Consider the following 25,470-nt stretch of genomic DNA (forward strand, 5'->3'; position numbering starts at 1 on the left):
TTGATTTATGACTAACTCCACTTCGACACCATCTTATCAAGGCAGCATGTTGATGATTGTTGCGCCCTCAGGCGCAGGTAAATCTTCTCTGGTTAATGCATTGCTGAAAGACGAAGCCGGATTGAAGTTATCTTTATCAACTACCACGCGAGCACCGCGACCTGGTGAAGTAGATGGTAAGGATTACCGCTTTCTGACACAAGAGGATTTTTTGCAAGAACGTGATCAGGGACATTTTTTAGAGTGGGCAGAAGTCCATGGTCATTTTTATGGGACTTCAAAGCCTTGGATTGAATCTCAAATGCAAGCTGGCAGCGATGTCATGTTGGAGATTGATTGGCAGGGCGCTCAACAAATTCGGAAGTTAATACCTTCTGTGCAGTGGATCTTTATCTTCCCGCCATCCATAGAGGCTTTAGAAGAGCGTCTACGTAAGCGTGGTCAGGACGATGAAGCAACTATTCAACGCCGCTTAGCAGCTGCCCATGTAGAGCTTTTGCATGCCCATGAGGCGGATTACATCGTGGTGAACGATTCTTTTGACCAGGCTTTGGTCGATTTAAAGCATATTTTGGCTTCTAGCCGTCTGCGGTCTGGCCCCAGTATGGCCAGAAATCCAGCGCTTTTGAAGCGCCTCGGGGTCTAATCAGTTATCCTATAGGTATTGAAGCTAAATTAAGTGAGTCAAGCATGGCACGTATTACTGTAGAAGATTGCCTTAAAACTATTCCAAACCGTTTTGAACTGGTTTTGGCTGCGACATATCGTGCTCGCCAATTAGTACAAGGTCACTCCCCACGCGTTGAGTCCAGAGATAAAGCTACCGTAGTTGCATTACGTGAAGTAGCTGCTGGTGTGACTGACCGTGACATGTTGACCAAAGTACCTCTGTAATTAAGGAGTTCCGGTGTGGAGCTCCCTTTAGGACTAGCCAATACATCGGAAAAAGTAGGAAGCATCTCGTCTAAGAATGCTTCGCTTGATCCTGATCAAGCACAGTTGTTGGATACAATTTCCGACACACCAATTCAAAGTGGTAAAAAATCCATCATTGCGAGTTTGTTGGCGCAATCGAGTCGCCATTTGTTCGGCCCGACATCTGCGCCGATACTTCCGCTCAAACACCAAGTAGTTTCTATTGAGGGATTGCTGTCTAAGCTTTCCTATCTGAAGCCTGAAGAAATTGCACAGGTTAAAAAGGCATTTCAGTTTTCTGATGCTGCTCATTTAGGTCAATACCGTCATAGCGGAGAACCTTACATTACCCATCCTGTTGCTGTAGCTGAACTATGTGCAACGTGGCGCTTGGATGCGCCATCCATCATGGCTGCATTGATGCATGATGTGATTGAGGATACCGGCTGCACTAAAGCCGATTTGGTTGAAAAGTTTGGCAATAAGGTGGCAGAGTTAGTTGAGGGCTTAACCAAACTCGATAAATTAGAATTTCAAAGTCATGCAGAGGCGCAAGCAGAGAGCTTTCGCAAGATGTTCATGGCCATGGCGCGTGATGTGCGTGTCATCTTGGTCAAGCTTGCTGACCGCACCCACAATATGCGCACTCTGGACGCCGTACCCATGGAGAAGCGCCGTCGCGTAGCCGCTGAAACAATCGAAATTTACGCGCCCATTGCTCATCGACTTGGTCTGAATGTGATTTATCGCGATCTTCAAGACCTCAGCTTCCGTTACTCCATGCCCATGCGTTTCCGAGTTATTGAGGGCGCTGTTAAGCGTGCACGCGGCAACCGCAAGGAAATGGTTGAAAAGATTTTGCAGGCTTCACGCATGGCCTTTGCTAAAGCCAATTTAGAGGTTGATCTACGCGGTCGTGAGAAGACGCTTTTTAGTATCTATACCAAGATGCGCTCAAAGCATTTAAGCTTTTCGCAGGTATTAGATGTGTATGCATTCCGGGTTACCGTACATTCGATTGATGAATGCTATCGCGCACTCGGTATCTTGCATTCTTTATACAAGCCCATGCCAGGTAAATTTAAGGATTACATTGCGATCCCCAAATTAAATGGCTATCAATCTTTACACACCACTTTATTGGGTCCTTCAGGCGTGCCGGTGGAGTTTCAGATTCGTACAACGGAAATGCATGCAGTTGCTGAAGCCGGTGTAGCAGCGCACTGGGCATACAAAGACGGTTCTCCTGATATGAGTGAGGTGCAAAACAGAGCTCACCAATGGCTGCAGTCCTTGATTGATATTCAGGATAGCAGCGGTGACTCTCAAGAATTTTTAGAACACGTCAAAATTGACTTGTTCCCAGATGCGGTTTATGTCTTTACACCTACTGGGCAGATTAGGGCCTTACCAAGAGGCGCAACTGCTCTAGATTTTGCTTACTCTATCCATAGTGATCTGGGTAATACCTGCGTAGCAGTCAAAATCAATGGCTTGCAATTGCCTTTACGTAGCGAGCTGAAGAATAGTGACATTGTTGAAGTCATTACTTCAGCAAGCTCACAACCCAATCCAGGTTGGCTGGCATTTGTTCGGACTGGCAAAGCTCGCGCTTCTATACGTCACTCTCTTAAAACAAAACATTATTCTGAATCGCTTCAACTAGGTGAGCGACTTTTAGCAAACGCTTTACGTCAGCAGGGCGTTGATGCTGCCTTGTTAAGTCCAGAAATTTGGGAAAAGCTAACGCATTGGACGGGTGATAAAACCCGCGAAGAAGCATGTGTCAACATTGCTTTAGGACGACGTTCTCCCCAGGAGCTGGCAATTCGCCTCAAGATATTGATTGATGATGAGGGTGGGTCGGAGCAAATGCGTTTAGGGGTTGCAGATTGGGTTGCGCCCAACCAAGAAGCAAGCCACCATCATCAACGCCAAGCTATCTTGGTCGATGGGCGCGAGGGTAATTCGATTCATTTTCAAACTTGCTGCCATCCTATTCCAGGCGACAACATCATTGGTTACCTTGGTAAGGGTGAGGGGCTGCAGGTGCACACCAATGATTGTCCTTTGGCATTGCGCATGCTATCCAAGGACAGTGATAAATGGGTGGAGGTTGAGTGGGGTAAAGAGCTGAATCGTGAGTTTGAAGTGGACCTAGCGATCGACACGCGCCAAGGTAAGGGAGTTTTGGCTAGGGTGGCAAGCAGTGTTACTTCGGCAGACTCCAACATCATGAATGTATCAATGGAAGATCGTTTCAAAGAAGATTCGGTCACTATCCGCTTTACCATTCAGGTTTATGATCGACTGCACCTTTCTAAGGTGATGCGCAGTTTGCGCGCCAATCCTGATGTCATGCGCGTGACCCGAACTCGTGCTGTTTAAGTTTTACAAGTATTGAACGTCTAAGATTTCAATTTCTGCAGGGCCGGTAGGTGTTTTGATAAAGACGCAGTCCCCGATCCGAGACTTAATTAAGGCCTTGGCTATAGGTGAGACCCAGCTAACGTGCCCTTTATCTAGATCAACCTCATCAACGCCCACTATCGTAATCACAGTCTTCTTGTTCGTTTCTGGCCCTTCAAGGGCGGCGTAGGTTACGGTCGCCCCAAAGAACACTTGTTCAGCGTCATTTTCTCCTGATTTTCGAGCAGAATTATCGACAATCACGGCAAATTCTAGGCGTTTATTAAGGAAGCGGATCCGTCTATCTATCTCCCTTAAACGCTTTTTCCCGTAGATATAGTCCCCATTTTCAGATCGATCGCCATTGCTGGCGGCCCAGTGCACAACCTTGACAACCTCGGGCCTATCAAGGTTTAAGAGCTGAAGGAGCTCGGTCTTAATGCGTTCGTGACCAGCGGGGGTGATGTAGTTCTTCTCTTCCATGGCATAATTATGGCTGTTGCGGCTGTAGCTCAGCTGGATAGAGTACTTGGCTACGAACCAAGGGGTCGTGGGTTCAATTCCTGCCAGCCGCACCAACCCATACGAGGGCCTAGTTGAAAGACTGGGCCCTTTCTCTTTTTAGGCTTTTCTCAGCCCTTTCACAGAGATACCTTATAGTCTGCTTATGAGCACTTCTGACACCATTTCTGCCGTTTCTGACACCCCAGTGGCTGTTTGGTCGCAGGTCGATGCCAATAATGCCAAAGTACTAATGAATGGCAATGTGAACGTCTATTCCTTGGGCGGGGTTTGGACTCAAGTCCGCAATTCTCAAGATGTGTGGCTCAAGCAGGGCGATGGTAAAAACAAGTCTCTAATTTTTGATGCCTCCAAAGTCACTTTTCTAGATGGCGCTGGTATTGCATTTCTGATTGGGATTGAAGAGGCGCAAACAACGGCTGGCGCAAAGTTTGATGTCGTGGGCTTAGATGCTCGCTATGAACCGTTGCTAAGTGAATTCAATCCGATCAGTAATTTATTTCCCGTTCCTGTTGTAAAGCCCAAAAGAAGTTTTGTGGTCAGTACAGGAATGGCGACCCAAAATTTAATTGATGATGCCGTTGGATTAATTTCATTTACCGGACATCTTGCAGCTGATTTGGCTTGGTCTATCCGTTACCCCAATCAAGTACGCTGGGGTGATTTTGTAAACGCTGCTGTTCAGGCAGGCATAGCAGCATTGCCTATCGTTGGTTTAGTGGCGTTTTTGATTGGCGTCATTCTTTCTTTCCAGGCCGCTATCGGCATGCAGCAGTTTGGCGCAGTATCTTTTGTTGGTCCGCTGGCGGCCTTGGGTATTGTGCGAGAAATGGGCCCATTAATTACCGCCATTTTGTTAGCAGGGCGTTCCTCAGCAGCCTTTGCTGCCGAGATTGGTACGATGACTGTCAACAGTGAGGTGGATGCGCTTGTATCTGGCGGCTTAAGTCCAATTCGGTTTTTAGTTGTGCCACGCGTATTAGCAGGTATTTTGGTTGCGCCTATTTTGACTTTATTTGCTGACATCGTCAGTATTTTTTCCTCAATGTTGACGATGTTGATCTACGGCATTCCATTTATTAACTTCTACAACGGCATGCTCTCGGCTGTAGATATCGAAGATATTGGTTCAGGTTTAATTAAAGCAACTCTTTTTGGCGTAGTTGTCTCAGCGGTTGGTTGCCTGCGTGGCATGCAAACCGGAAATGGTGCGGCTGCAGTTGGTATTTCAGCAACGCGTGCAGTAGTTAGCAGCATTGTTTTGATTGTGTTGGTCGATGGTATTTTTGCCTTCATTTCCTATAAGACAGGTTTCTGATGGATACGCCAATTAAATCACCATGCGCCATCGATGTTCAAAACCTCACCGTGGGTTATGGCTCTAACGTTCTCATGCAAAATCTGAATTTCACCGTGAATTATGGTGAAATTTTTGTGATTCTAGGTGGCTCGGGTTGCGGCAAATCCAGTTTGTTAAAAAACTTGTTCGGCCTCTATCAACCTCTATCTGGCGATGTTCTGATTGAAGGGCAAAACATTACTACTGCAGATGGAGCGGAGCGTCAGAAGATCATGACCAGCTTTGGCGTGATGTATCAACAAGGTGCCTTATTTGGTTCCATGAACTTGCTCGATAACGTGACCTTGTTTATGCAGGAATATACCCAGCTAACCCAAGCGCAAATGGATTTACTGGCGCGTTGCAAGTTGGATTTAGTTGGTTTGTTGCCTTATGAGTCTTATATGCCCAGTGAAATTAGTGGAGGCATGCAAAAGAGGGCAGCGATCGCTCGTGCTATGGCGCTGGATCCCAAAATATTATTCTTAGATGAGCCATCTGCTGGCTTGGATCCTATTACGTCTGCTGATCTCGATAGTACGATCCAGGATTTATCAAAAAACCTAGGCATCACCTTTGTCATCGTATCCCATGAACTTGCCAGCATCTATGCTATTGCTGACAAAGTGATCATGCTGGATAAAGGGGCTAAGGGAATTATTGCTGAGGGTGATCCAAAAGTATTGCGCGATACCAGTAAAGATCCACGGGTGCATCAATTCTTCAATCGTATTATGAGCAAGGACGCAGCATGAGTAATAACTCAAATCCCAATTATTTTCGCTTAGGCGCTTTTGTGCTCGCTGCAATTGGTGTGCTGATTGCTGTGATTCTGATTTTTGGTGGAGGCAAATTCTTCCAAAAATCATTTATGGTCGAAACCTATATCAAACAGTCTGTAACCGGCTTGGATGCAGGGGCGGCCGTACGTTTCCGTGGGGTCAAGATTGGTCAGGTCACATCGATTGGCTTGTCGGGCGATATATACGAAAGAGATTTACCTTTTCATGATCGCCGCCAGTATGTGGTTGTCAGAATGCAAATTTTTGGTGACAAAGTAAATGAAGATCAAATTAGCGAGTTTGTAAAAAATAATTTGCGAGCTCGCATCAAATCTATGGGCATTACGGGTGTAAATTACGTTGAGTTTGATTTTATTGCTCATGCATCCGATACTCCCGCTCTCCCTTTTTCTTGGAAGCCCGAGTATCCAGTAATCCCATCTATGCCAAACCAAGCGGATGAAATTATTTCGGGTATTCAGAATCTGATTGGCGCCTTAAATAATATGAATATCGATGGCACTCAAAAGAAATTAGACGCTTTGCTGGGTAATCTCAATGTGCTGATGGCAGGAGATGGTAAAGGTAATCAGGGCGTTATTGAGTCAGTTAATCAGTTAAACATCATCATGGCTCGTATTAATAAGGCAACAGACAAAGAGGAGCTCGGGGTTCTGATGCGTGAGTTGGTAGCGGCTACCACTTCCTTACGTCAGACTATTACTAGTGTTCAAGGCGATACCGTATTGACAATAGAAAATATTAAACAGGCAAGCGAAAACTTAAACGAATTTAGCCGTATTGCCAGCCAATCACCATCAAGTCTTATTTGGAGTGACCCGCCGAAGAAGATTACACCCAATAGCGGTGCAGGACAGCCTGGAGCTCAGAAATGATAAAGCGAATTTTATTTAGCTTTGCCATCTTAGGATTGGTCTCTTGCTCCTTGCCCACTAGACCGCCAGTCGGGCCTACTACGTGGATGGTTGCTCCCGATAGAACTTCAGCACCGCGTCAAGCTCGCACAGATATTTGGTTAAAGATGGGTTCTGTATCGGTTACGCCGCCCTTTGATGGCAGATCTTTGGTCTACCGTACCGGTGATCAACGTTATGAAAAAGATTTTTATAACGTGTACGCGACTATTCCTGCTGAAATGATTGGGAACGCTGAACGCCAGTGGATGAATAAGGCGAATATTTTCTCCTCAACAGTAGGTCAAAGTAATAGCTTCTTTCCTTACTATTATTTACAGGCAACTGTAGAGGAGTTTTATGGTGATTATCGTAAACAACCAGAGGCGGTAGTGAGTGTAGAGTTTTTCTTGAGCGCAACTAATGCCGGCAAAGCAAATCCCTTGATTGGTGCAAACCGCTATACCAAGCGCGTAGCCCTCAAAGACAATACTCCTGAAGCGCTGGTATTGGGCCTACAAGAAGCACTGGCTCAGATTTTCCAGGAGTACGAAGCGCAACTTTATAAATATGCCGGTAATTTACCAAAACCTTTAGGCCAGTAATTTTATGAAATACAACTCAGTAAATATCTTCAAATTCGTTGGAGCAGTATTCCTTGTTGCCGCGAGCTCCATGACTGCGGTCCACGCAGATACATTTCCGAATAAACCGATTCGCTTGGTTGTTCCATTTGCACCCGGCGGCAGTACGGACATCATTGCGCGAGCCGTTGGTGATGCTTTGGGTCGTCAGTTGGGTCAACCGGTAATTGTCGAAAATAAAGCAGGGGGTGGTGGTTCTATTGGCGCGTTGGAAGTGATGCGCTCACCGAAAGATGGTTACACCATTGGTATGGCTACCGTTTCCACCACAGCAGCCAATCCAGCGATTAACCCAAAGATTGGCTACGATCCTGTGACGGACTTCACGGCCATTAGTAATATTGCTGCGACACCGAACATCATTGCAGTAAATCCATCATTTCCGGCAAAGGATTTCAAAACCTTTATGCAGGTTTTGAAAGCTAATCCTGGAAAATATTCTTATTCAAGCTCTGGTACTGGCGGTATTGGTCACCTTCAAACCGAACTTTTCAAGAGTTTGACTGGGGTATTTATTGTGCACATTCCTTATCGTGGCGCTGGCCCTGCATTGGCCGATACAGTGGGCGGTCAGGTTTCAATGATCTTTGACAACTTGCCATCGTCCTTGCCATTTATAAAAGACGGTAAGCTAGTGCCGATTGTGGTGGCTGCACCTAAGCGCTTGGCTCAATTGCCGAATGTGCCAACTTTTGCTGAAGTAGGTTTGGCGCCAGTCAATCGGATGGCTTATTACGGCCTTTTAGGTCCCGCAGGAATGCCAAAAGAGATAGTGGATAAATATACGGCTGCATTACAAAAGGTGGTGACCGATCCGGCGGTAAAGAAGCGCATTGAGGATACTGGCTCTATCATCAACGTAAATGGTTCTGAAGCATTTGCAAAAGAAATTAAGGCTGAGTACACCGTTTACAAAGAGGTGGTTGCTAAGCAGAAATTGCAGTTAGATTAAAAATATAAAAATTAGTTTTTGGAGATGAGATGGACTTAGGATTAAAAGGTAAGGTTGCATTGGTGATGGCGTCTAGCCGTGGCTTGGGTCAGGCAATGGCTGTGTCATTGGCCAAAGAGGGTGTGAGGGTAGCCGTTACCGGTAGAAATGCTGAGGGTTTGAGTGAGTCCGTCAAATTGATTGAGGCTGCAGGTGGACAGGCTTTTGCGCTCAATTGGGATCTATCCGATTCTTCTGTGATTGATGGCTTGGTCTCAAAAGTGGAGAAAGAACTCGGCCCCATCGATATTCTGATTAACAACACCGGTGGACCGCCGCCAACACCAGCAGCCGGTCAAGATCCGGCGCTTTGGCAAAAGAGTTTTAACGATATGGTGTTGTCGCTCATTGCTATTACCGATAGGATTTTGCCTGGCATGCGTCAGCGTAAGTGGGGTCGCATTATTACCAGCACCACTTCAGGCGCAATTGCCCCTATTAAAAATCTAGCCATTTCCAATACCTTGCGTGCTGCATTGCTGGCCTGGTCTAAAACATTAGCTGCAGAAGTAGCTGCTGAAGGCGTTACTGTTAACGTCATCATGCCTGGAAGAATTGCAACTGCTCGTCTGCGTCAGTTAGATGAAGCGCGCGCAAAGCGGGAGGGTACTAGCTATGATGATGTCGTTAAAGCCAGCTTAAGACAAATTCCAATGGGTAGATATGGCGATCCCAAGGAGTATGGCGATGCCGCTGCATTTTTAGCTAGCCAAAATGCATCATTCATTACTGGTACCGTCATGCGTATTGATGGCGGACAAATTCAGGCAATTTGATTAAATCATTTCTTCGTTTCTTGGGTGGTTTGAGATGTGATTTGCGTTCAAGTGAGTTAGCTTGGCTATTCGTTGCATTAACTCTTTCGGTAACAGCCTTATCTAGTGTCACTTTTTTAGCAGATCGAATGCAAAGGGCTTTTGCATTCGATGCCCGCCAACTCTTAGCTTCGGACTTGCTGATCGTTTCTGACCAGCCTTTACCCAATCTCTTTTTAGATGAGGCAAAGAGCAGGGGTCTACAGTTAGCTCAGACGATCGTGTTTCCGAGCATGGCAACTGTGGGCTCACACAGCAAACTCGCTTCACTTAAGGCGGTAAGCCCTCAATATCCCCTGCGTGGCGCTTTGCGTGTTCAATCCAGGTCTCAAGACAAGACATTAACTGCTGGACCTCAGGAGGGATCGGTTTGGGTTGACCCCGCCATGTTGGCAAGCCTGCATGCAAACGAAGGTGACTCCATTCAGCTCGGTCAAAAAGTCTTTGTAATTGGCGGAATTTTAGAGCGTGAACTCGATCGTGGGGCAGGGTTTATGAACTTTGCACCCCGCGTCATGATGCCCATGTCTGATCTTGCTGATACTGGACTGATTGGTCTTGGTAGCAGAGTAACCTACCGATTGTTATTGGCTGGTTCTGATGAGCAAATTCATTCTTATGGCGAATGGGCAAGTCAATATATTGAATCCGAGGGCATTAAAGGTGTTCGCATTGAAACTCTGGAGAATGCACAACCCTTGATGCGCAAAACACTTGAGCGCGCAGATCGTTTTCTCTCCTTGATTGCTTTATTAACTGCGATGGTAGCTGCGGTTGCCATTGCTTTATCGGCTCATCGCTACACACGCAAACAGGCAAATACCTGCGCTGTTCTGAAATGTCTTGGAGCCAGCTCCACCATGATCCTTAGGCGACAAGGGCAGACTCTTTTAGCGCTTGGCTTCATAGCCGCATTGATGGGCTCTACTTTGGGTTACCTTGGCCAATTTGTATTAACTCTTCTTTTGGGTAATCTTGTCTTAACAGAATTGCCCCCCGTCTCTTTTGGGCCAGTCCTTTGGAGTGTGCTGGTGGCCTGGTTCTTATTATTTGGTTTCGCTGGCCCGGCAATGTTCAGCTTGGTAAAAGTATCCCCAATCAGATTGATTAGAAAAGAATTTGATGGCATCGGCGTCTCCACTATTTGGACTGCTATATGTGGATTAGTTGCGGCAGTGATATTGATCATGCTTGCAGCACGCGACTGGAAACTAGCGTTATGGACAAGCCTTAGTTTTGGTCTTGCCATCCTGATTTTTGCCACTGCATCTTGGGGCATATTGAAGCTGCTTTGCAGGATACGTACTCAAGGTTTTTCTCTGGGGTTTGTCATTCTTGCTCAAGGTCGAAGAACGGGTCTCGCAGTGGTGCAAATTACAGCGCTCGGTATTGCATTAATGGCGCTCTTAGTGGTATTGCTATTGCGAGCTGATTTCTTAAGTGCCTGGCAAGGCAATATACCGAGTGATGCGCCTAATCGCTTCATGATTAATGTTCAAGGCGATCAGAAGCAGGGGCTTACAGAGTCTCTTCAGAATGCAGGCGTTACAGCTCCGCAGTTTTATCCAATGGTACGTGGCCGCTTGATTGAGGTGAATGGCAAAGACATCACGCCTAACGACTATGTAGAAGAAAATGCAAAGCGCTTAATCGATCGAGAGTTCAATTTATCCTATACCGACCAGTTGCCATCAGGCAATCAAATCCTAACGGGCAAGTGGATTGAGGGCGATGCGCCGCAGATTTCGATGGAAACCGGCATCGCCAAAACCTTGAAATTGAAATTGGGTGATCAGTTAACCTTTGAGGTTGCCGGAGAAAAAATTGTTGCCCCAATTACTTCCTTGCGAAAGCTTGACTGGGGATCGATGCGCGTGAACTTTTTCGTGATCATGCCGCCTGCACAGTTGAAATCATTGCCCCAATCTTGGATTACCTCTTATTACCAATCGCCTAAACAAGAATCTTTGGATTTTGATCTGAGTCAGGCCTACCCCAATTTAACTATTGTGGATGTTTCAGCCTCGCTCCAACAAATACAGGAAGTATTGAATAAGCTTTCCTCAGTATTGGGTTTGCTATTGGCATTTACGATTGCAGCAGCGTTCTTGGTTTTAATGTCAGCGATCGCAGCTACTCAAGATGAGCGTTATAAAAATGCGGCCCTATTAAAAGCTTTGGGAGCCTCTCAAAATACCTTAGCTCAGATTGCGAATATTGAATTAGTCATGATTGGCTTGATAGCGGGGTTTCTAGCAGGCCTAGCCTCTGGTGCCGCAGCTTGGGCTTTGGGCTATTTCGTGATGGAGATTCCATTTAATGCCTTTGGAGAGGCCTTATTCATGGGTGTTGCATTTGGGATTAGCGCTTGCCTTGCTTCTGGATATCGCTTTCAGAGAAGAATTCAGAAGGCGACTGCAGTGGAATGTTTACGAGAAGCCTAAGTTAGAAAATCAAGATGCAGTTCTTAATTCAATGTAACGAGGTTTTTGGGAAGCTCAACCAGTCGTGTGCCAGCTAAGCGGTCTGGAAGGGTTTGTCTATATAGAAAACTCTGACGATCTAAATAGATGCTCAGTGGCCAAATTAACAAAGCTACAGTGAATAGCATTTCAATAATTTGCCATTTCTCCAAATGAAAAGCCCATTGCAATAGAACGCAAGGAATGAGCCAGAGAGAGCCAAAGACGTAGCGCCAAAAAGCCTGTCGTTTAGTGAGATTAAAGCCGCCACGTCCAATCATACGAACCCGCCATGTTTGCATAGCGAGTGTTTGACCGGATTTAGTCCAGTACCAAACAAAATAAATCCCCAGCACAGCATAGAGATATACAAATGTCAGCCAACTTGGTAATGAGATACCAAATAGCATCCCTAAACCAAGATTAGGAACTAGAAAAGCAAATGCAATAACGCCAAGCAAAACCAGTTGCTCATAAAGACAGCAAGACACTCGTCTCCAAAATTGAGGTGAGGGTAATGCATCTAATTCAGCAGGTGTCATGCGACCGCTTAATAAGGAGAGCCGGCTTCTGCATTCGATCCAGCACCTTCTGCTGGCGCGGGTGCGCTCGGAGCAATGACGGCAGCGGGGAGAGCAGCCTTAGGTGAAATAGGATGTTGCTGAAGTGTTGGGGCATTAGCGGCAGTAGGCTTTTTCTTGAGTTCAGATTCAGCCAATTTCTTCTTTTGCTCGTCACTCAGTTTTTGGTAGGCATACCATGCCTCCGCTTTTTTCTCTGCAGGGAATTTTAGGCTGGTGAGGTAGTTTTCTCGGGCAATGCGACGATCCTTCTGCGAAAGATTTGACCAGCTTGTCATGCGAGACTGAAGTCGCTCTTGATCTTGTGCGCTCATCTTAGGGTAGATGTTAGCAACCTGAATCCATTTTTTGCGACTATCAGGCAGCATGTAATCCCAGTCGCTTTCTAACGGCGCAAGAATTTTCTGTTGTGCTGGCTTTAAACCATCCCAAGTACCATCAGGTTTCTTTTCAGGAATAGCAGAAGCCTTTCCATGTGGAGCGCTAGGCGCTCCTTGCGCTAGAGCTGGGCTCACCTGGGCGGCGCAGAAAAATGCTAATAGGGCAGCGCCACAAACTTGACCTGTTCTAGTTCTCATAGACATCAAACGAGTCAAGATTATTTGCTGCGTACTAAGTCGGATTGGCTATCAGATTCGGAAAGAGGGCCGTTTTTGAGGAAGGCCATAAATCCACTGTCTGCATATGCATCAGGAGGCACATCATCAGACAAAAGAGCGGCATCCACTTCGGCAATGTCATTAATACGAGAATCATCTTGCCATTGGGCAATGCCAATCAGGCCAAATACGAGGACCACTAGCGGAGCAATCCAGCCAACGCTATCCCAGAGACCATTAGATCCAGAGGTCCAATTACGTGATGAACCAACTAATACTTGCTTCTGAATGCGTACTTTTTCAGGTTTTCTAACTGAAAGGGCCTTCATACGTGCTGCATATAGGCGATCTTTCAGATGCTTGGGAATGCTCTGAGTACCTTGACGAAGCAGGGCAGCGCTAGCCTGGCCAAATTGGTCGACTTGGGTCTGGGTAAATTGGTCATCAAAGTGTTTCACAGCGTAATTCCTTTTAATTTCAATGCTTTAGCTAATGTCTGGGTGGCTCTAGAACAGTGCGTTTTGACGCTTCCTTCACTACAACTCATTGCTTTGGCCGTCTCAGTAATGCTTAGCTCATCCCAATAACGCATCAGGAAGGCTTCTCGTTGACGTACAGGCAATTTAGATATTTCTGACTCAAGGGCCTGTAAAAGCTGACTTTTTTCAAGCTTTTGAGCCCCATCTTGGTGAATTTCACTGTCATCAGGGGCTGAAAGGGATTCCAAAGGGTCAAAATCATCGCTTTCATCGGTCTTTTTGCCCATATTGGAAAACAAGGTGACCCAGGTATTTCTAACCTTTTGTCTTCTAAACCAATCATGAATACGATTTTGCAGAATTCTGGTGAATACCAGGGGCAGTTCTCCCGCTGGTCTATCACCGTATTTCTCGGCTAATTTGATCATGGCATCTTGCACGATATCCATCGCAGCATCGTCGTCACGCACGGCGTAAACCGCCTGCTTAAAAGCACGCTGCTCAACACTACTGAGAAAGTCGGATAGTTCTTGGGCTGATGCCATGCAATGGATTAGACCTGAATCTGTAAGAATTGAGTCATTTTAGGGGATTGCTATAGAATATAGGGCTTACTACCTAGAATCTCATTCAAGAAGTGGTTTTTTCCGGTAGCAGCGCCGTTCGAACTCAGGCCAAAAGCAAGAGATAGAACAGACCAAACAATTTTTTGCCGAAAATTGCAAAGGACGAAAGAAAATGAATACAAGTAGCGCCGAATTTTTAGCTACCAAAGCTAACAAAGACACAACAAATACAAATCTCGTAGAAGCGCCTCCAGAAATGATCGGTGCTGAAATGCTCGTGCATGCATTGCACAAAGAAGGCGTTGAATTTGTCTGGGGTTACCCAGGCGGGTCCGTTCTCTTTATTTACGATGAAATTTTTAAGCAGGATAAGTTTGAACATATCCTGGTTCGTCATGAGCAGGCAGCTGTTCATGCGGCTGATGGCTATGCGCGCGCAACCGGTAAGGTTGGTGTTGCCTTAGTTACATCTGGTCCGGGCGTTACTAATGCGGTGACTGGTATTGCAACTGCCTATACCGACTCCATTCCAATGGTGATCATCAGCGGTAACGTGCCAACGTACGCTATTGGTGAAGATGCTTTCCAAGAGGCTGATACCGTTGGTATTACACGCCCAGTAGTGAAACACAACTTCCTCGTGAAAGATGTTAAAGATCTTCCCTTGGTTCTGAAGAAGGCTTTCCACATTGCACAGACAGGTCGCCCTGGTCCTGTATTGATCGATATTCCGAAGGACGTATCTGCTGCTAAAGGACCATTTGTCTATCCAGAGACTCTGGACATGCGCTCCTACAATCCTGTTGTAAAGGGGCATAGCGGTCAGATTCGTAAAGCGGTAGCGTTACTGCAAGAGGCGGAGCGTCCATACATCTATACCGGTGGTGGCGTGATCCTTTCTGACGCTGCTCCAGAGCTCAAAGAGTTTGCCGACTTACTCGGTTATCCAGTTACCAATACCTTAATGGGCTTGGGCGGTTTCCCTGGCACAAGTCCTCAGTTCTTGGGCATGCTCGGCATGCATGGTACTTATGAAGCCAATATGGCGATGCAACACAGTGATGTGTTAATTGCTATTGGCGCTCGTTTTGATGACCGCGTGATTGGGAATACACAACACTTTGCAAGTCATCCACGCAAGATCATTCACATTGATATCGATCCTTCTGTTATCTCGAAGCGTGTCAAAGTGGATGTTCCTATTGTTGGTAATCTCAAAGAAGTATTAGTAGAGATGACTGCCCAATTGAAAGCCGCTGGTCCACGCAAAAATGGCGACAAAGTTGCCGCTTGGTGGGATCAGATTAATGAGTGGCGTAAAAAAGATTGCTTGAAGTACGACGAAGCTTCTCAAATTGTGAAGCCGCAGTATGTGGTGCAAAAGTTGTGGGAGCTGACTGGCGGTGATGCATTTATCACGTCTGACGTAGGTCAGCATCAAATGTGGGCTGCTCAGTTCTACAAGTTTGATCAGCCACGTCGTTGGATTAACTCAGGTGGTCTGGGCACCATGGGCGTTGGTTTACCTTATGCCATGGGTATCAAGAAAGCATTTCCGGATAAGGATGTATTTGCCATTACTGGTGAAGGCTCAATTCAGATGTGTATTCAGGAGCTCTCTACCTGCAAGCAATACAACACTCCCGTGAAGATTGTGTCCTTGAACAATCGTTACCTAGGTATGGTTCGCCAGTGGCAAGAGCTCACCTATAACAAACGTTATTCCAGCTCATACATGGATTCTTTGCCTGACTTTGTAAAGTTGGCAGAAGCTTATGGTCACGTTGGTATGCGTATCGAGAAAAAATCTGATGTTGAGGGCGCGCTCAAAGAAGCGATTCGCTTAAAAGATCGTACGGTGTTTATGGATTTCCAGACTGACCCAGAAGAAAACGTTTGGCCTATGGTTCAAGCAGGCAAGGGTATTACTGAAATGCTTTTGGGTAGCGAGGACCTGTAATGCGACACATTATTTCTGTACTCATTGAGAACGAGCCGGGTGCCTTATCGCGTGTGGTTGGTTTATTTTCTGCGCGTGGATACAACATTGATACTTTAAGTGTTGCACCTACTGAAGATCCATCCTTATCTCGCATGACTATCGTCACTTTTGGTTCGGACGATGTCATTGAGCAAATTACTAAGCACTTAAACCGTTTGGTTGAGGTAGTAAAAGTATTTGATTTAAGCGAAGGTCCGCATATTGAGCGTGAGCTCATGATGATTAAGGTACGTGCGGTAGGTAAAGAACGCGAAGAGCTCAAACGTACTACTGATATCTTCCGCGGTCGCATCATTGATGTGACTGATAAGAGTTACACCATCGAGTTAACAGGTGATGGTGCCAAGTTGGATGCCTTTATTGATTCGATCGATCGCGCATCGATTCTGGAGACCGTCCGTTCGGGTGGTTCTGGGATTGGTCGCGGTGAACGTATCCTCAAGGTTTAATTTTTTTTAACTGATTACTGCATTAATTACATTTTCAATACAAGGAAAGAGCATGAAAGTTTTTTACGATAAAGACGCTGATTTGTCCCTCATTAAGGGCAAGAAAGTCACCATCATTGGTTATGGTTCACAGGGTCACGCACATGCATTGAATCTGAAAGATTCCGGCTGTAACGTTACTGTTGGTTTGCGTAAAGATGGCGCTTCCTGGAGTAAGGCTGCGAATGCTGGCTTGACAGTAAAAGAAGTTGGCGAAGCGGTTAAAGATGCAGACGTAGTCATGATGCTCTTGCCAGATGAGCAAATTGCTGATGTTTATAGCAAAGAAGTTCACGGCAACATCAAGCAGGGTGCTGCATTGGCGTTTGCTCATGGCTTTAATGTTCACTACGGTCAAGTTCAGCCACGCGCTGACTTAGATGTGATCATGATTGCCCCTAAGGCGCCCGGTCATACAGTTCGCGGTACATACGCTCAAGGTGGTGGTGTTCCTCATTTGATCGCTGTTTACCAAGATAAATCTGGTTCAGCTCGTGATGTTGCTTTGTCATATGCAACAGCTAACGGCGGCGGCCGTGCTGGCATTATTGAAACGAACTTCCGCGAAGAAACTGAAACTGACTTGTTCGGTGAGCAGGCTGTTCTTTGTGGTGGCGCGGTTGAATTGATCAAAGCTGGTTTTGAGACTTTGGTTGAAGCTGGTTACGCTCCTGAAATGGCTTACTTCGAGTGCTTGCATGAGCTCAAGTTGATTGTTGACTTGATCTACGAAGGTGGTATTGCCAATATGAACTATTCCATCTCTAACAACGCTGAGTACGGTGAGTACGTTACTGGCCCACGTGTTGTGACTGAAGATACTAAGAATGCAATGCGTCAGTGCTTGAAAGATATTCAGACTGGTGAGTACGCTAAGAGCTTTATCTTGGAGAACAAAGCAGGTGCGCCTACTTTGATTTCACGTCGTCGTTTGAATGCTGAACATGACATCGAAGTTGTTGGTGCTAAATTGCGCGCCATGATGCCTTGGATTGCTAAGAACAAATTAGTTGACCAGACTAAGAACTAAGCATCTACTAATAGCAGTTCAATAAAAGGCTCAGAACAAAGATGATGTATCCGCACCCCATTATTGCGAAAGAAGGTTGGCCGTATTTAGCGTTAGTGGGGGCATTGACTTTGCTAGTTCACTATTTAGGTGGGATAGCTTGGTCATGGCCTCTTTGGATCATTTTTTTCTTTGTTCTGCAGTTCTTTCGTGACCCGCAGCGTATTCCTGCTTTAGGTCGCGATCTTGTTTTATCTCCAGCTGATGGCCGGATTGTTGTCGTTGAAAAAACTAATGATCCATATGCTGGCCGTGAAGCGCTCAAAATCAGCGTATTCATGAACGTATTTAATGTGCACTCTAATCGTAGTGCGGTAAATGGCTTGGTGAAAGAGATTCAATACTTCCCGGGTAAATTTGTGAATGCGGATTTGGATAAGGCATCTACTGAGAACGAGCGTAACGCCGTTGTTATCGATGCTAATGGCCAAGTAGTTACCTTAGTCCAGGTTGCTGGCTTAATTGCCCGCCGTATTCTTTGCTACATTCATGTTGGCGATCGCCTCAAAGCAGGTGAGCGCTATGGATTTATTCGCTTTGGTTCGCGAGTAGATATTTATTTGCCACTGACTGCAGAGCCGCTAGTGAGCGTTGGTGATAAAGTATTTGCAACAAATACAGCCTTGGCTCGTTTGCCTGGTTTGGATTGATTCGAAATATTATTCACTGGGATATTCTTTGACTACATTTCGCCGTCGTGGTCGTATTGACCGTAGCCGCCTCTCTCAGAAACGCCTTACTTCTTCACAAGATCAATGGGCTGAAGACTTAGGTGATGGTATTGATTACGAAGTAGAGGAATTACATCCTCAAAAGCCCCGCTTACGCAGCAAGGGCATCTATCTTCTTCCAAATGCTTTTACAACCGCAGCTTTGTTTTGTGGCTTTTATGCCATAGTGAACGCAATGAATCACCAGTTTGAGATTGCGGCAATTGCCATCTTTGCATCAATGGTATTGGACGGTATGGATGGGCGTGTGGCCCGTATGACCAACACTCAAAGCGCTTTCGGTGAGCAGTACGATTCTCTTGCTGATATGGTTTCATTCGGTGTTGCGCCTGCATTAGTCGCTTATGAATGGGCATTAAAAGATTTGGGTAAGTGGGGGTGGTTGGCGGCATTCACGTACTGTGCTGGCGCTGCCTTGCGATTAGCGCGCTTTAATGTGAATACAGGCGTAGTGGATAAGAAATTTTTTCAAGGCCTGCCAAGTCCTGCTGCGGGTGCTTTAATGGCTGGTTTTATTTGGTTGGCTGATGACAACAAAATTCCAGTTCGCGATACAGCCATTCCTTGGGTTGCCTTCTTGATCGCTGTCTATGCTGGACTCACTATGGTCTCAAATGCCCGTTTTTATAGCGGCAAGGCCTTAGATGTTCGTTACCGCGTGCCATTTGGCGTAATGGTTTTAATGATCTTGACTTTTGTCTTAATATCCTCAAACCCGCCATTAACGCTGTTTGGTTTATTCGTGGTTTATTCCATCTCTGGCTATGTAATTTGGGCTTGGGAGCGTCTCAGCGGCAAACGTTTTAGCTAATTCCCTATTTTTGGGGTATATTAATTCCATGTTGATGAATTTCTCACCTTTAACTGGCCTCCTTCTGCTAGCACTAAGCCTAAAGCTTGGGGCGGGTAAGGCCTGAGTTAATGAGATAAAGCAGATTCATTAACCACCACATACCAGCCCCAGCTAATTGCTGGGGTTTTTGTTTTATGAGATTGAGTTATCTGAAGAAGTTCAGAAGTGTTTAAAACCGGAGAGTAGTGATGAGCGACAAAGTAATCATATTTGATACCACCTTGCGTGATGGTGAGCAATCACCGGGTGCATCCATGACTAAAGATGAAAAAGTACGCATTGCGCGTCAGTTAGAGCGTCTTAAAGTAGATGTGATCGAGGCAGGCTTTGCTGCTAGCTCGGAGGGCGACTTCCAAGCTATATCTGCGGTTGCAGCTGCTGTTAAGGATTCTATTGTTTGTTCGTTGGCTAGAGCTAACGACAAGGACATCACACGAGCTGCCGATGCATTGCAAGCAGCGAACGCAAAACGTATACATGCATTCTTGGCAACAAGTCCATTACATATGGCCGTGAAATTACGCATGTCTCCAGAAGAGGTTTTAGAACAGGCTAAACGTTCCATCCGTTTTGCGCGTAACTTAGCTGAAGATATTGAGTTTTCTGCAGAGGATGGCTACCGCTCAGAAATGGATTTCTTGTGTAGGGTAGTTGAGGCGGTTATTAACGAAGGTGCATCTACTATCAACATTCCTGATACCGTAGGTTATGCCACTCCTGAGTTGTATGGAGAGTTTATTAAGACTTTGCGAACCCGCGTGCCTAACTCCGATAAAGCGGTCTGGTCAGTGCATTGCCATAACGACTTGGGAATGGCGGTTGCTAATTCCTTGGCGGGTGTAAAGATTGGCGGAGCACGTCAAATTGAGTGCACGATCAATGGCTTGGGCGAGCGTGCAGGTAATACTGCTTTAGAAGAAATTGTGATGGCTTTGCGCACTCGTAAAGACTACTTTGATATGGTGTGCGGCATCGATGCAACGCAAATTGTTCCAGCATCTAAATTGGTATCTCAGATCACCGGCTTTGTGGTCCAGCCTAACAAGGCGGTCGTCGGTGCAAATGCCTTCGCACATACTTCAGGCATTCATCAAGACGGTATTTTGAAGAACCGTGATACCTATGAAATTATGCGAGCAGAAGATGTGGGTTGGTCTGCTAATAAGATTGTTTTGGGTAAGTTATCTGGCCGAAATGCCTTTAAGCAGCGCTTGCAAGAATTGGGAATCACCGTTGAAGCCGAGGCTGATTTGAATGAAGCCTTCGCCAGATTTAAAGCATTGGCTGACCAGAAGTCAGAGATATTTGATGAAGATATCATTGCCATCATGTCTGATTCAGCGGCTGCTGAAGAGGGTGAGCACTATAAATTTATTTCCTTAAGTCAGCACTCTGAAACTGGCGAGCGCCCTAAATCTCGCGTGACGTTCCGCATGGGTGATAAAGAAATTAGCTCTGAAGCAGAAGGTAATGGTCCGGTAGATGCGAGTTTGAATGCAATTGAAGAAATTGCAAAGAGTGGGGCAGAGCAGTTGCTTTATTCTGTCAACGCCATTACTTCGGGCACGCAGTCTCAAGGTGAGGTTACTGTGCGTTTGGCAAAAGGCGGTCGTATCGTGAATGGGGTAGGTACCGACCCAGACATCATTGCCGCTTCTGCAAAAGCCTATTTATCTGCTTTGAACAAATTGCATGATCCGAGTCAAGCTAAGCTCAATGCACAGATGACTCCTTAATCATTGAATCATCTGTAAAGAGATTTACTTATTTAAGTCAGTGTTTTTATAGTACTTGGTGCCTTTGCCGGTGATTTCAGCAGCAAGGCCAGAGTCTGTCAATTGGTACATTAAAACTCCTGGGGCAACTACGGTAGCGTCTTGATAGGCGTCTCCATTTTTCTCGTATTTGGCTGCTGCTGTAACTTGCCCACCAAACGTCCATCCAGAATTTACAAAATCGTTCATGGCCGCTTCGGTTTCAAATACAAAAATATTTTGGAATGATTTAATGCCAAGACCCAAGCCAGCCTGAACTTCAGCCATATTCATATAGATGGTCTTCTTATTTGCTTTGAGAATCACAACGCCGCTACCGGTTCCACCTCCTGCAATCAGAATCTTCATGCCGAAGTTGCTAAAGGTCGCATATCCAACGGATTTATCAATGAGCTCTTTGGCTTTGGGTTGTACTTGGTATAGGTGCCTCAAAATTTCATCATTCTTTTTGAGGATTTCTTGGCGTTGCTGGGCAACCGTTTTATCTGATCCAAATGGGTTCGAAAATTGCGCCAAAACAGCACCGTTTAGACAAAAATAGAGGGTAACGAGGGTCGCCAAGGAGCGGAAAATAGGGTTCATTATTTATAAGTTATTGATTTATATAGTTTTTTAATGTTTTTCTGTGTCATTTATACCAACAGCATACCAATATCTGGTGCCTTGCTCGATCTTTTAGGGCGCAGTCTGCTACAATTCGATGGCTTTGATTTATAAAGCTTTTTTGTTTTATTTTGTTAAACACGCACGACACAGGTTGGGTGAAAGCTCAAGTGTTCGCAAGTAAGGAGTATTAAAAATGGCAGTTGCTGATATTAAAACGGCGGAAATCGTCAAAGATAACGCGCGCAGCGCAAACGATACGGGTAGCCCTGAAGTTCAAGTTTCATTGCTCACAGCCCGCATCAATGAATTAACCCCCCATTTCAAGGCTAACGCTAAAGATCATCACAGCCGTCGTGGTTTGTTGAAGATGGTTTCACGTCGCCGTCGCCTCTTGGATTACCTCAAGGGCAAAGATTTGGATCGCTATCGCGCATTGATTGAGAAATTAGGTCTCCGTAAGTAATTCTTATCGGTATGCAATGCCATCTATCTTAGGGTTGTTTCTTCGCGGATTCAGTCTTAAGCAGATGGCATGTTTTTTTGGGCGCTTCAAGATTATTTGTGTAGGGGATTGTGTCATTCCAATGAGCTTCTGAAAGTTGATTCAGAGTCTCCCTGGAATGGCATCCCTTGTGATCTTAAATCGCTCCAGTGTTGTCGTGACACTGCTTTATCCCACGACAAGCGCAACTCTCATGTGAGTTTTGCGTGAACAATTTGGAGAAGATCAGAATGACAATGTTTAAAAAAGCAGTAAAAAGTTTTCAATGGGGCAATCATCAGGTAACTATGGAAACAGGCGAGATCGCCCGTCAATCCGGTGGCGCTGTTATTGTTAACGTTGATGACACAGTAGTAATGGGCACAGTAGTAGCCTCTAAGTCTGCAAAGCCAGGCCAGTCTTTTTTCCCGTTGACTGTTGACTACCTAGAAAAAACATACGCAGCAGGTAAGATTCCGGGCGGCTTCTTCCGTCGCGAAGGTCGTCCATCAGAAGGTGAGACATTGATCTCCCGCTTGATCGACCGTCCATTACGTCCTTTGTTTCCAGAAGGCTTCTTGAACGAAGTTCAAGTAGTTGTTCATGTGTTGTCTATCAACCCTGATGTTCCTTCTGATATTCCTGCTTTGATCGCTGCTTCTGCAGCATTGGCTATTTCAGGTATTCCATTTGCTGGCCCAGTTGGCGCAGCACGCGTTGGTTACGCTAATGGTCAATACCTCTTGAACCCAACTCGTACAGAGCAAGCTACTAGCGAACTTGATTTGATCGTTGCTGGTACACAAGCCGCTGTATTGATGGTTGAGTCTGAAGCTAACCAGCTTTCTGAAGAAGTCATGTTAGGTGCAGTTGTATATGGTCACGACCAAATGCAGACTGCGATTAACGCTATCAACGAATTGGTTTCTGAAGCTGGCAAGCCAGAGTGGGATTGGACTGCTGCTCCTAAAGATGAGCCATTTATCGCTAAGGTAACTGCATTGGCTGAAGCGCCATTGCGCGAGGCTTATCAGATTCGTCAAAAGGGCGCTCGTTCAGACAAGCTCAAAGAAATCACTAAAACAGTTGTAGCTAAGTTACAAGAAGAAGGTGATGTTGACGCGGTAGCTGTTAACGACATCTTGTTTGAAATCGAAGCGAAGATTGTTCGTAGCCAGATTTTGAACGGTGAGCCACGTATTGATGGTCGCGATACACGCACTGTCCGTCCGATTGAAATTCGTAACGGCGTATTGCCACGTACACACGGTTCTGCCTTGTTTACCCGTGGTGAAACACAGGCCCTCGTTGTTGCAACTTTAGGTACTGCACGTGACGAGCAAATTATTGATGCCCTCGAAGGTGAATACCGCGATCGTTTCATGTTCCACTACAACATGCCTCCGTTCGCCACTGGTGAAACTGGCCGTGTAGGTAGCCCAAAACGTCGTGAAATTGGTCATGGCCGTTTGGCTAAGCGTGCATTGATTCCAGTATTGCCAAGTGCTGAAGATTTTGCATACAGCATTCGCGTGGTTTCAGAAATTACAGAGTCCAATGGTTCTTCATCCATGGCTTCTGTTTGCGGCGGCTGTTTAGCAATGATGGATGCTGGTGTTCCAGTTAAAGCACACGTTGCTGGCGTAGCAATGGGCCTGATCCTCGACGGCAACCGTTTTGCTGTGTTGACTGACATCTTGGGTGACGAAGATCACTTGGGTGATATGGACTTCAAAGTAGCGGGTACTGCTAACGGTATTACTGCGCTCCAGATGGACATTAAAGTTCAAGGTATTACTAAAGAAATTATGCAAGTGGCTTTGGCGCAAGCTAAAGAAGGCCGTTTGCACATCTTGAGCAAAATGCAAGAAGCAATGGGTTCAGTTCGTACAGAATTGTCAGCTCATGCTCCACGTATGGTTTCTTTCAAGATTCATCCAGACAAGATTCGTGAAGTAATCGGCAAAGGCGGCGCAACAATTCAAGCCTTGACCAAAGAAACTGGCTGTAGCATCGACATCAAAGATGACGGTACTGTAACAATTGCTTCTACTTCCGCTGAAGGTATGGCTGAAGCTAAAGCTCGCATTGAAGGCATTACTGCTGAAGCTGAAGTAGGTAAGATCTACGAAGGCCCAGTTGTGAAGTTGCTCGAATTCGGCGCTTTGGTCAACATTCTTCCTGGTAAAGATGGCCTCTTGCACATCTCTGAGATTTCTAATGAGCGTGTAAAAGAAGTTAAAGACTATTTGGCTGAAGGCCAAGTGGTTCGCGTGAAATTGCTTGCTGCTGATGAGCGTGGCCGTCTACGTTTGTCATTGAAAGCTGCGATGGCAGATGAAGGTGGCACGATTGCTCCTTTAGCTGGTGTTGCTGTTGAAGCAGCTCCTGCATCTGACGAAACTGCCTAAGCAAGAAGCCTCGGGAGTATTTATGCGCGTTATTGAAATTAAGGAATTTGGTGCCCCAGAAATGCTGGTGCCAACTACCCGCCCTGATCCACCAGCTCCTGCTGCAGGTACTGGCGAAATTTTGATCAAAGTTCTGGCGGCTGGAATTAATCGACCCGACGTTTTACAACGTAAGGGGCATTACCCGGTTCCAGCTGGCGCATCTGATATTCCCGGTCTTGAAGTTGCCGGTGAAATCGTTGGCGGTGATTTATCTCATCCTGACAATGTATTTGGTTTAAAGCTGGGTGATAAGGTTTGTGCACTGGTTCAGGGTGGTGGTTACGCTGACTTGTGTGCTGCGCCTGTAGCCCAGTGCTTACCTTATCCTAAGGGGTTTACTGACCAAGAAGCTGCAGCCTTGCCTGAAACGTTTTATACCGTATGGAGCAACGTCTTCATGCGTGGTCAATTGGCCGAAGGCGAAACTTTATTGGTTCAAGGTGGCTCCAGTGGTATCGGCGTGACTGCAATCCTGATCGCCAAAGCCTTAGGCCATAAAGTATTTGTAACTGCTGGTACGGATGATAAATGTGCCGCATGTGTAGCATTGGGTGCTGATCTCGCCATCAATTACAAGACACAAGATTTTGTAGAGGAAGTGAAGAAGGCAACTGATGGCAAAGGCGTTAACGTCATTCTTGATATGGTGACTGGCGCTTATGTGCAAAAAGAAATTGACTGTCTCGCTGATGATGGTCGCATTGTGATTATTGCAATCCAGGGCGGATCAAAAGCAGAAGTGAGTACCAATCAGATTCTACGCCGTCGCTTAACGATTACCGGCTCAACCTTACGTCCACGCCCAGTTTCATTTAAGAAGCAAATTACCAAACAGCTTTTTGAGAATGTTTGGCCTTTGCTCAATGCTGGCAAACTGAAGCCAGTCATTTATAAAACGTTTACGCTAGATCAAGCGGCAGATGCTCATGCATTGATGGAGTCATCCGAGCACGTTGGCAAAATTGTTTTAACTGTTTAGAAATATTCGTTACCC

Annotated in this window: 25 protein-coding genes and 1 tRNA gene; 20 read left to right on the top strand and 6 right to left on the bottom strand. The window is 45.9% G+C overall.

Annotated features, from left to right (window positions below; genetic code table 11):
* The first annotated feature begins 7 nt into the window (after positions 1–7).
* The 3 genes from gmk to VC159_RS05165 are packed head-to-tail and all read left to right on the top strand — an operon-like array spanning position 8 to position 3,303.
* Positions 8–646 carry a guanylate kinase gene (gene gmk, locus VC159_RS05155; protein ID WP_323472981.1) on the top strand — a complete coding sequence of 213 codons (639 nt, stop codon included), beginning with the start codon at positions 8–10 and terminating at the stop codon, positions 644–646.
* A gap of 44 nt (positions 647–690) precedes the next feature.
* Positions 691–894 (top strand): DNA-directed RNA polymerase subunit omega, encoded by a 204-nt coding sequence (rpoZ, locus tag VC159_RS05160; protein ID WP_011902918.1) that lies wholly within the window; start codon positions 691–693, stop codon positions 892–894.
* A 15-nt stretch (positions 895–909) separates the two neighbouring features.
* Complete coding sequence (locus VC159_RS05165) at positions 910–3,303, top strand: RelA/SpoT family protein (protein WP_416350427.1); 2,394 nt, start codon at positions 910–912, stop codon at positions 3,301–3,303.
* A gap of 3 nt (positions 3,304–3,306) precedes the next feature.
* Here VC159_RS05165 and greB read toward each other — a convergent pair whose 3' ends face one another.
* Positions 3,307–3,807, bottom strand: a complete 501-nt coding sequence (gene greB, locus VC159_RS05170) for a transcription elongation factor GreB (protein WP_323472982.1) — start codon at positions 3,805–3,807, stop codon at positions 3,307–3,309.
* An 18-nt stretch (positions 3,808–3,825) separates the two neighbouring features.
* On the opposite strand from greB, the gene VC159_RS05175 reads away from it, so the two are divergent.
* From VC159_RS05175 to VC159_RS05210, 8 genes are all read left to right on the top strand, one after another.
* Positions 3,826–3,902: transfer RNA gene (locus VC159_RS05175), tRNA-Arg, on the top strand.
* A gap of 89 nt (positions 3,903–3,991) precedes the next feature.
* The gene (locus tag VC159_RS05180) at positions 3,992–5,164 is read left to right on the top strand and encodes an ABC transporter permease (RefSeq protein ID WP_323472983.1); all 1,173 of its coding nucleotides are present in this window, start codon (positions 3,992–3,994) and stop codon (positions 5,162–5,164) included.
* Positions 5,164–5,940, top strand: a complete 777-nt coding sequence (locus VC159_RS05185) for an ABC transporter ATP-binding protein (protein WP_323472984.1) — start codon at positions 5,164–5,166, stop codon at positions 5,938–5,940. Before VC159_RS05180 ends, VC159_RS05185 begins: the two co-directional genes overlap by 1 nt.
* Positions 5,937–6,863, top strand: a complete 927-nt coding sequence (locus tag VC159_RS05190; RefSeq protein WP_323472985.1) for an MlaD family protein — start codon at positions 5,937–5,939, stop codon at positions 6,861–6,863. The genes VC159_RS05185 and VC159_RS05190 overlap by 4 nt, the downstream gene beginning before the upstream one ends.
* The gene (locus VC159_RS05195) at positions 6,860–7,486 is read left to right on the top strand and encodes a PqiC family protein (RefSeq protein ID WP_323472986.1); all 627 of its coding nucleotides are present in this window, start codon (positions 6,860–6,862) and stop codon (positions 7,484–7,486) included. The genes VC159_RS05190 and VC159_RS05195 overlap by 4 nt, the downstream gene beginning before the upstream one ends.
* Before the next feature lie 4 nt (positions 7,487–7,490).
* On the top strand, positions 7,491–8,477 hold the full coding sequence (locus VC159_RS05200; RefSeq protein ID WP_416350428.1) for a tripartite tricarboxylate transporter substrate binding protein BugE: 987 nt from the start codon (positions 7,491–7,493) through the stop codon (positions 8,475–8,477).
* 29 nt (positions 8,478–8,506) lie between these two features.
* Complete coding sequence (locus VC159_RS05205) at positions 8,507–9,292, top strand: SDR family oxidoreductase (RefSeq protein WP_323472987.1); 786 nt, start codon at positions 8,507–8,509, stop codon at positions 9,290–9,292.
* Entirely contained in the window at positions 9,289–11,775 is a 2,487-nt protein-coding gene (locus VC159_RS05210) for an ABC transporter permease (protein ID WP_323472988.1), read from the top strand. The genes VC159_RS05205 and VC159_RS05210 overlap by 4 nt, the downstream gene beginning before the upstream one ends.
* A 23-nt stretch (positions 11,776–11,798) precedes the next feature.
* Here the strand turns inward: VC159_RS05210 and VC159_RS05215 are convergent, their stop codons facing one another.
* Genes VC159_RS05215 through VC159_RS05230 form a run of 4 tightly spaced genes read right to left on the bottom strand, consistent with a single transcriptional unit; the run spans position 11,799 to position 13,997 of the window.
* The gene (locus VC159_RS05215; protein ID WP_323472989.1) at positions 11,799–12,335 is read right to left on the bottom strand and encodes an RDD family protein; all 537 of its coding nucleotides are present in this window, start codon (positions 12,333–12,335) and stop codon (positions 11,799–11,801) included.
* 8 nt (positions 12,336–12,343) lie between these two features.
* Positions 12,344–12,958, bottom strand: coding sequence for a DUF3106 domain-containing protein (locus tag VC159_RS05220; RefSeq protein ID WP_323472990.1), 615 nt, complete (start codon positions 12,956–12,958; stop codon positions 12,344–12,346).
* Positions 12,959–12,972: 14 nt separating this feature from the next.
* Complete coding sequence (locus VC159_RS05225) at positions 12,973–13,431, bottom strand: DUF3619 family protein (protein WP_323472991.1); 459 nt, start codon at positions 13,429–13,431, stop codon at positions 12,973–12,975.
* The gene (locus VC159_RS05230; RefSeq protein ID WP_072582501.1) at positions 13,428–13,997 is read right to left on the bottom strand and encodes an RNA polymerase sigma factor; all 570 of its coding nucleotides are present in this window, start codon (positions 13,995–13,997) and stop codon (positions 13,428–13,430) included. Before VC159_RS05230 ends, VC159_RS05225 begins: the two co-directional genes overlap by 4 nt.
* Positions 13,998–14,190: 193 nt before the next feature.
* Between VC159_RS05230 and VC159_RS05235 the strand changes: the two genes are divergently transcribed.
* The 6 genes from VC159_RS05235 (at position 14,191) to VC159_RS05260 (ending at position 20,897) form a co-directional block, all read left to right on the top strand.
* Positions 14,191–15,978: an acetolactate synthase 3 catalytic subunit gene (locus VC159_RS05235; protein WP_323472992.1), complete on the top strand. Its 1,788-nt coding sequence runs from the start codon at positions 14,191–14,193 to the stop codon at positions 15,976–15,978.
* Positions 15,978–16,469 carry an acetolactate synthase small subunit gene (gene ilvN, locus VC159_RS05240; RefSeq protein WP_011902903.1) on the top strand — a complete coding sequence of 164 codons (492 nt, stop codon included), beginning with the start codon at positions 15,978–15,980 and terminating at the stop codon, positions 16,467–16,469. The genes VC159_RS05235 and ilvN overlap by 1 nt, the downstream gene beginning before the upstream one ends.
* A gap of 52 nt (positions 16,470–16,521) precedes the next feature.
* Positions 16,522–17,538, top strand: coding sequence for a ketol-acid reductoisomerase (ilvC, locus tag VC159_RS05245; protein ID WP_046329933.1), 1,017 nt, complete (start codon positions 16,522–16,524; stop codon positions 17,536–17,538).
* Between the two features lie 41 nt (positions 17,539–17,579).
* A complete protein-coding gene (locus VC159_RS05250) occupies positions 17,580–18,227 on the top strand; it encodes a phosphatidylserine decarboxylase (protein ID WP_215356902.1) in 648 nt (215 codons plus the stop codon).
* A gap of 28 nt (positions 18,228–18,255) precedes the next feature.
* Entirely contained in the window at positions 18,256–19,119 is an 864-nt protein-coding gene (pssA, locus tag VC159_RS05255) for a CDP-diacylglycerol--serine O-phosphatidyltransferase (RefSeq protein ID WP_323472993.1), read from the top strand.
* Between the two features lie 230 nt (positions 19,120–19,349).
* Positions 19,350–20,897 carry a 2-isopropylmalate synthase gene (locus tag VC159_RS05260; protein WP_323472994.1) on the top strand — a complete coding sequence of 516 codons (1,548 nt, stop codon included), beginning with the start codon at positions 19,350–19,352 and terminating at the stop codon, positions 20,895–20,897.
* A 24-nt stretch (positions 20,898–20,921) separates the two neighbouring features.
* On the opposite strand, the gene VC159_RS05265 is transcribed toward VC159_RS05260, so the two are convergent.
* Positions 20,922–21,518, bottom strand: a complete 597-nt coding sequence (locus VC159_RS05265; RefSeq protein ID WP_323472995.1) for a YSC84-related protein — start codon at positions 21,516–21,518, stop codon at positions 20,922–20,924.
* A gap of 217 nt (positions 21,519–21,735) precedes the next feature.
* Here VC159_RS05265 and rpsO point away from each other — a divergent pair, with 217 nt between their 5' ends.
* The 3 genes from rpsO to VC159_RS05280 all read left to right on the top strand — a co-directional run bounded on the left by rpsO (position 21,736) and on the right by VC159_RS05280 (position 25,455).
* A complete protein-coding gene (gene rpsO / locus VC159_RS05270) occupies positions 21,736–22,005 on the top strand; it encodes a 30S ribosomal protein S15 (RefSeq protein ID WP_011902897.1) in 270 nt (89 codons plus the stop codon).
* A 269-nt stretch (positions 22,006–22,274) separates the two neighbouring features.
* Positions 22,275–24,434: a polyribonucleotide nucleotidyltransferase gene (gene pnp, locus VC159_RS05275; RefSeq protein ID WP_323472996.1), complete on the top strand. Its 2,160-nt coding sequence runs from the start codon at positions 22,275–22,277 to the stop codon at positions 24,432–24,434.
* Positions 24,435–24,456: 22 nt separating this feature from the next.
* Positions 24,457–25,455 (top strand): NAD(P)H-quinone oxidoreductase, encoded by a 999-nt coding sequence (locus VC159_RS05280; protein ID WP_323473563.1) that lies wholly within the window; start codon positions 24,457–24,459, stop codon positions 25,453–25,455.
* Positions 25,456–25,470: the final 15 nt, after the last annotated feature.

It is taken from the genome of Polynucleobacter sp. JS-JIR-II-c23 (assembly GCF_035011225.1).
GTDB lineage: Bacteria > Pseudomonadota > Gammaproteobacteria > Burkholderiales > Burkholderiaceae > Polynucleobacter.